This window comes from Okeania sp. SIO2B9 (assembly GCF_010672505.1).
Taxonomy (GTDB): Bacteria; Cyanobacteriota; Cyanobacteriia; order Cyanobacteriales; family Microcoleaceae; genus Okeania; species Okeania hirsuta.
On record NZ_JAAHGK010000280.1, the window covers coordinates 1 to 6,792 of the forward strand.

The 6,792-nt window shown below is 35.5% G+C and carries 5 protein-coding genes; 1 reads left to right on the top strand and 4 read right to left on the bottom strand.

All coding sequences use genetic code 11. The features are described from left to right. From F6K13_RS12100 to F6K13_RS12115, 4 genes are all read right to left on the bottom strand, one after another. Positions 1 to 1,488 (bottom strand): sulfotransferase (locus F6K13_RS12100; RefSeq protein WP_287287474.1); only part of this gene is annotated, 1,488 nt, incomplete at its 3' end. Further along, positions 1,485 to 1,736 (bottom strand): hypothetical protein, encoded by a 252-nt coding sequence (locus F6K13_RS12105; protein ID WP_287240656.1) that lies wholly within the window; start codon positions 1,734 to 1,736, stop codon positions 1,485 to 1,487. The genes F6K13_RS12105 and F6K13_RS12100, both read right to left, overlap by 4 nt. Positions 1,737 to 1,800: 64 nt before the next feature. Continuing rightward, positions 1,801 to 3,171 carry an arylsulfotransferase family protein gene (locus F6K13_RS12110; RefSeq protein WP_124146558.1) on the bottom strand — a complete coding sequence of 457 codons (1,371 nt, stop codon included), beginning with the start codon at positions 3,169 to 3,171 and terminating at the stop codon, positions 1,801 to 1,803. Positions 3,172 to 3,675: 504 nt separating this feature from the next. Next, complete coding sequence (locus F6K13_RS12115) at positions 3,676 to 5,571, bottom strand: PEP-utilizing enzyme (RefSeq protein ID WP_287287475.1); 1,896 nt, start codon at positions 5,569 to 5,571, stop codon at positions 3,676 to 3,678. A gap of 356 nt (positions 5,572 to 5,927) precedes the next feature. Between F6K13_RS12115 and F6K13_RS12120 the strand changes: the two genes are divergently transcribed. Further along, positions 5,928 to 6,677, top strand: coding sequence for a ComF family protein (locus tag F6K13_RS12120; RefSeq protein WP_124146346.1), 750 nt, complete (start codon positions 5,928 to 5,930; stop codon positions 6,675 to 6,677). Positions 6,678 to 6,792 lie beyond the last annotated feature (115 nt).

The window sequence follows — 6,792 nt, forward strand, 5'->3', positions numbered from 1 at the left end:
AGATTTCTCTTTCAACTGTTCGTAAATAAGATTTACTTCTTCTAAGAGCGAACTAGATACCATACTGGTATCAATATCCTTGGGTCGTGGATGGTGTATACTAGTTGCTGATGCCATTAATGTTTCTGGATGAGAACTATCTACGACCTCCGCTAATATCCTCAACCCATGTTCAGGATTTTCACAGAAAGCATCGTAGTTAAGAAAATTCAGAAAATTACTTCTCTGTGCTAAAAGATGTCTGTAACTAGCAACCCAATACTCTAACCAAAAAGCAAGAGAATCAGCCTCTTTCGACTCCCTTTTCTCAAACCAACTATCGAAGTCAACAGGACAGAGATTTTTTCCAAAATCATAGTGACCAATTGCTCGCATATAGTCTGAGGCAAAGCTATCTTCTTGATGAATACGAAGAAAGTTACGATGCTGCTTTAATAACGAGGCAGTATGATTGAATGGATCTCTGAAAGGAATTATCATAATTGAATCAGGAAATAGTTGATTCAGCAGCTTTGTTCGGGCAATATTGAGGTTATTTTTTGAAACATAACGCACCCCCTCTGCATCTACTTGCTTGCGCAGCATGATAATCTTACGCATATGACTGCGGAAAAAATCCTCAAATTCTCGATCTGTTTCATTCTCCCAAGGAATAATACGATCTTTGTGATAATGTCGCTTCCAGAATGTTTTCCATACTACTTCTTCTAATGCTTCTGGACTATCTGGGGTGACTTGCATCCCATCACCATGTGCCCTTTCTTGGGACTCAATATTCTTCTGAAAAGATTTTGAGAAACGATCCCATAGGCAAGGAATTAATACAAATGGCATATCCCGATAACAATGAGTCGCAAACTCTGGCGTACTATCAAAACATTCAAGCAATAAAGTTGTTCCTGCTCGCGGAAGTGCAGTGATAAAAACTGGTCGCTCAATGCGACAAGAGGATAGTTCTTTGGCAAACATGGAATCTTCCATATCTGCCAATGCTATCTGAGCAGTAGAAGTATTAAATGCCAGATAGTACAATGCTCGATCAAGTCCAGAAAAATTACTAGCTTGAACCTGACTTGATGCTTCACCATTAGATTGTTGCCAAGTTTTTTGGGTCTGAGAAGGTTTAACAAACAACACTACTACAGCTAGGATAGTGCTGAGAATCAAAAAGACTGGCGAAAGAAGGGTTTTAAATACAGCATCTAGAGATAGCCAACCCAACTTTTCAGCTAACCATAGTAGTCCAAGAGGTAGGATAACAGATACTATTCCACCAAAAGCAAGAATAAAAAATAATCCAAACAAATCTTTAGCATTTTTTTGTAGTAAGGATTCTTTTTCCTCTTCACTGAGCTGAGAAGAACGAATTATATCCAAAGAACGACCCCCCATGGCAGTTGTCTTTTTACTCTTTTCAACTAGCTGGAAACTTTGGACTAATATGAGGAAACCAACAACAAATAAAGTAGCACCTATCCAGTGGCTCATTGTGCCTCCTCTTTTTGACGATCATTTTCTTCTTCTTTAGATTGCTTACGTTTCCGTAGAAGTCGCTTAATGGGATACCACAAAAAGCCAAACAAAGCTGCAATAATACCTGCAACAAGGGCAAAAAAAGCACCAATGGCGGCGAGACCAGCTCCTGGTCCCACATAGGCCATGGCAGGGTGGGAGATCGTGAGAACAAGAAATAGGGAGGCCAGAAATAACTCTACAAATGTCAATACCTGTTTCATTTTTTTTATATCCAAATTGAGTTAGGGTTTCTACTTGTTAAAAACTACTTGAAATGATTTTAGCTTATTTGTCCTTGCGAAAAATTTGTTCATATTTGAGGGGCAGGCGCTGCACTTCCGAAACTATTCCTACCATTCCTTCATTAACATAGTTATAATATTGCCAGACAATTTCTCCTTCACGGTTGACCTCAAATGCTCTACCATTTACACAGTCTGTAATCAGAACATTCCCGTTGGGTAGCCACTGGTTTTTGCCACAGACTTCTGTAAAAAAAGGCGTATCTTTAGTACCTTCAAAAAAGACCTCCACTTCATTTTCTGGAGCTGATATAAGCAAGATACGACTTTGAGGATTTGCTGATTTTGGCGCACTGTTATTGTTATCAAAGACTGAAAAAGTGTTACCGTCAATAAAATCGGGATCGTGTTGTCTGACAAACAAACCTGTGCTAACAAACTTAATCTTTTCAGTTTCTTTATTGAAAACAAAGACTGTATTGATATTTCTTGGAGAGACCATAATATCCCCACGCTTAAAGAAACCTTCCTCAAGATCGGACGGAAATGGCTTGACATCATTGGCATGGAGTACATCAGCATCACCTCCTACTATTGTTTCCCAGTTCTTGAGGGTTCCTAGGTTAAGCAGTCCTAAATAACCGTTTTGGCGCAGGATTTCTGGAATTGACCACTCATTTAAGATTTTACCATCTGGGGATACTTCTATAATTGTATATTCCCAAATAGGAGGTTTACGATTCGGAAAACGAGAAATCGCTTCAACGTCATCTTTTTCATGAAACTTTTGCCCTGAAACCCAAAGATTTCCGTCATCATGTAAGTGAACAGAGTGGTGAGTTGAGTAAGGTAGCGACCATACTACATCTCCATTTACATCTAAACGAACTAGACCAAGTTCGGAAAAGTTGAACACAATATCTCCATTTTCCATCATGACTATTCCATGAATTGTCGTGCCTGGTCTGGATTTAGGAATCTTTCGTTCGGGAAGGTATTCAAGATTAGGCAGGATTCTTTTCCAGTCAGCATCCCATTCATGGAGTATATTGCCATCCATGTCAAGGATCTGTATTAATAGTTTGGTGTTTTTGTCTGAAAAACCGGTGAGTAAATTTAAACCTGGGTAAGCCTTGTTGGTATTAAGAATTGCTTGTGGGTATGGACTATCCAAACGCTTTAAATACCAAGGTAGCTCAATTTTGGTATCTTCACGAAATTGTTTGAGACCTTTTTCCGCAACAGAAGTTACTTTATTAATGACTTTATAGGGGAAAACCCTATATTTACCAACAGCTACTCCATAGGCAAACACAAGAAAGATCAGGGAAATACAGAACATAATTAGTCCAAATCTGTCTTGCTCTTGAGAGTCTTGTTCTTTTTCTCTAAGTTGAAGGTTATTTTTCATCATTTTTTTATATAGTTCCAAAAGTTCTCGATCTGAATTTATTAAATTAGCAAATATGAAGTGAAAAATAAAATAGGGATAAACTTTAAAATTTTTCCTGACAATCCATGAAGACCAAAATCTAGTTGTTTTATATTTCCTATTAAAAAATAACTGCAAAAACTTAAGTCTTTTTTTCGCTATTAGACTTGTCGCTTTATAATTTTAAAAAATCCCAAAAGCCTTGTTATGTAAGGATTGTAGCTATGAGATATCAAAAATACTTAGAATTATTGCTCTGTCTAGGTTAGAGTTATTTTTTCTCTTTATTTAGCGACAACTCTATTGTTGTACCACTATGGTAAAACTCATGATCACGATAAAAAGAAGTTAACTTTTGATTAATTTTTACAATGATAGGATTAGACTTTTCTACAGCGAAAAACCAATTAAAAATCCATCCGTATCCTCTTATTTTGTAAATAAAGGCAAAAAAGCCAGCTTGAGTATAGTCTCCTAACCATTTGTCTAGCGGATACCATGTCGTCCTAGTATAGGATTAGAATAATTAGTCCGATGATTATGAAGATTTGCCTCGGTCTGATTATCTTGGTTTCCAGAATAATTAGTTATAAATTCTTCTGGAATTTTAGTAAATGTTTTTTCCCGATCGCTAGAGTTAAATAATCCTAAATCAAGAGAACGATAAAAGACTTGTTTAGGAGTAAAAGCTGCAGCAAATTGACTAAGTTTTTCCACCATTAGACTGACTAATTCTGATTGACGGCCTTGTTGTATCCACCATAAAGGATGATGATTTTCTAACAGTTCAATAGCCATTAACTCTGACCGTAATAATCCTACTCCATCTATCTGTGAATCTTGAATTTTTTTAATTGAATTAATTTGACTGAGATTAACGAATAGTTTAGTTCCTATTGGCGGTAAATTTTGATTTTTAAGAGAATTTTCTAGTACTGGCATCTCAAGTTTATGAGGATAATAATTATCTTCTTTTGCCAAATGTACTTCCCCATTATTACCATCAATTAATAAATGGTCACCTGTTTTAATTATATTAGTAGAATTAGTCGCTCCTACAATAGCAGGAATCCCAATTTCTCTAGCTAAAATTGCAGCATGACTTGTGATGCCACCCTGTTCAGAAATAATTCCAGAAACTTTTTTCAGTAATGGTAAATAACTGGGAATAATTACAGGCACAACTAAAATTGCTCTATCAGGAAATTCTTCTACTTCTGGAGGAATATTTTTAATAACTATAGCTTTAGCTGTTACTTTTCCTGATGATGCTACTATGTCTTTGACAATAGGATGTTCAGTATTAGGAATAGATATTGATTTTTCTTCTTTTGCTGATTGTGGCAATTTTGCCAAAGTTTTATCCTCTTGTGGAAATCTTTCAAAATCTGTGATTAAGAGTTCAATTTTTGCATCATTAGACCTTTGAGAAAAACTCCATTTTACTCCGAAATTAGTACCGATACTATTGACTATACCCTGAGTTAATTGAATTAATGATTGTAATTGCTTTTCCTCTAAAACAAATTCTTTTTGTATTTTTTCTGGCAATAAAAAAATTTGCAGTGCTGCTAAAGTTTTGGGAAAAGGAATTTGAGTATGATAATTTCCTTGCCATGTATCTGTATCGCTCACTTTAACAATTCTTGCATCAGGGTTATAAACGATAGTTTTATTACCTAATTTCTTGTTTTCTACGGTGCAATTTTCAGCAGAAATAATATAAGAATCAGGTATAACTTGTCCCAGTTCAATAGATACTCCTAAACCATGAGTTGCTTGAATTTCCCAACTATTAGTAAAAGCTTTAATATTTCCCGAAGCGATCGCTGACTGTATGGGTTGTACTATAACTACTGGTTGAAGTTGTGGAATTTCAACTTGCTGACTATGCCAATATAATAAACTTTTAGCATTAAATATTTCTGCCCAAGCTTGTTTAATTCCTGGGACAAACTCTTCCGGTATAGCTTGACAAATTATTGGTTCTAATATGCCTAAAGTTTTTAGGCGAGGAGATGCTAAGACAAGCTGAAAAATTAATACTTCGGCATTGAGATTTTTAATCGCAGACTCTAGAGATAAAAATAAGTCTGATGGTAAATCAGTAGATGCAATATTGTAGTTAATTGATTGAGAAATTTGTTGTAATTGCTGATAGTTATTGACATTAAAATGCAAGGCATAATTGGGGAATTCAAGTAATAATGGGTCAGACCAATCAATACATTGTAAAAATTGCCAAAAACTATTTGCCGGAATGACAAAACCAGAAACAATTGGATAACCTTGCTCCATGAGATGAGCTAAATAAAAAGCTCTTTCTCCCACTGTTTTCCAGTCTGAGGATTTAATTTTATCTAGCCAGTAAAACTTATGCACAAAACTATTGATTTGCTGACATCAAATGTTAAAAGTAATAGTAGTCTCTAGATTTACCTAGTTGCTCAGTATCCAACATCTTTTTACCTAACTCTAATTCTATAATTCTATCAGTAAATAATTTTGTATCAGAGTAATAGTAAATTATTAACAGATAAACATAAGAAACTATAGCAATCAGGAATCAGATGTGATAATTGAGGTGTTACTTTAAAGCATAGAATATAGTTATTCTTTATGTCTTCATTTCTTCCCTATTTCCTATTCCCTATTCCCTAAAACAAAAGTCTACAATATCTCACAACTAAAATTATATTGCTATATTTAATATTTTAGACTTTTTAAAGGTTTTCACAATGATTAAATTTCTCTGGAAAAAAATACTTAAACCATTTCTGAATATATTTCTTAAGTATAACTGTCCTCTTTGTCAGAGACCAGCAGACAGAGAGTTCTGTAAATATTGCGAAAGACAAGTTTGGCAATGTCAATTTCCTCATGGAGGACAAACATTTCCCGGAAAAATTCCAGTATTTATCTGGGGCGAGTATAAAGATAGTCTCAAACGAGCGATCGCTGCCATGAAATATCAGGATAACCCACAAATAGCAATACCTTTGGGACATTGGTTAGCGGATGGATGGTTAAATTCCCCAGTTTCCAAAAGGCAAGTAGGGACAACAACTCTTGACAAAATCGTCGTTGTACCCATTCCGATGCACAAAAAAAAGCTGAAAGAGCGAGGTTTTAATCAAGCGGAATTATTGGCAAAAAGCTTTTGTGAATTGACTGGTTTGCAGTTACGGCGAAATGGCCTGGAAAGAGTGAAGCAGACCCAAGCATTATTTGGTTTGTCCAGGGGAGAGAGGTTGAAAACGGTTAAGGATGCTTTTACTGTAGGGAAAGATTTCCGCAGGAGTCGTCCCCGTAGTTTAGTGTTGTTAGTAGATGATATTTATACAACAGGTGCAACGGTGAATTCTGCAATTAAGGTTTTGCAGAAAGCAGGTATTAAAGTTGTGGGAGTTTTAGCGATCGCGACTACTAGAAAACCAAGTCCTCATATCGTTTCACTAAAGTCAAAAGTCAAAATTCAAAAATCATAAGTCAGAAGTTAAAAGTCAGAAGTGATATTTTAGGTACTTAAAACTTTTACTATACAGTAATTTCAGCTTATTATTTGACTTCATTTGACTTCATCAGTTACCAACTATTTGTGAA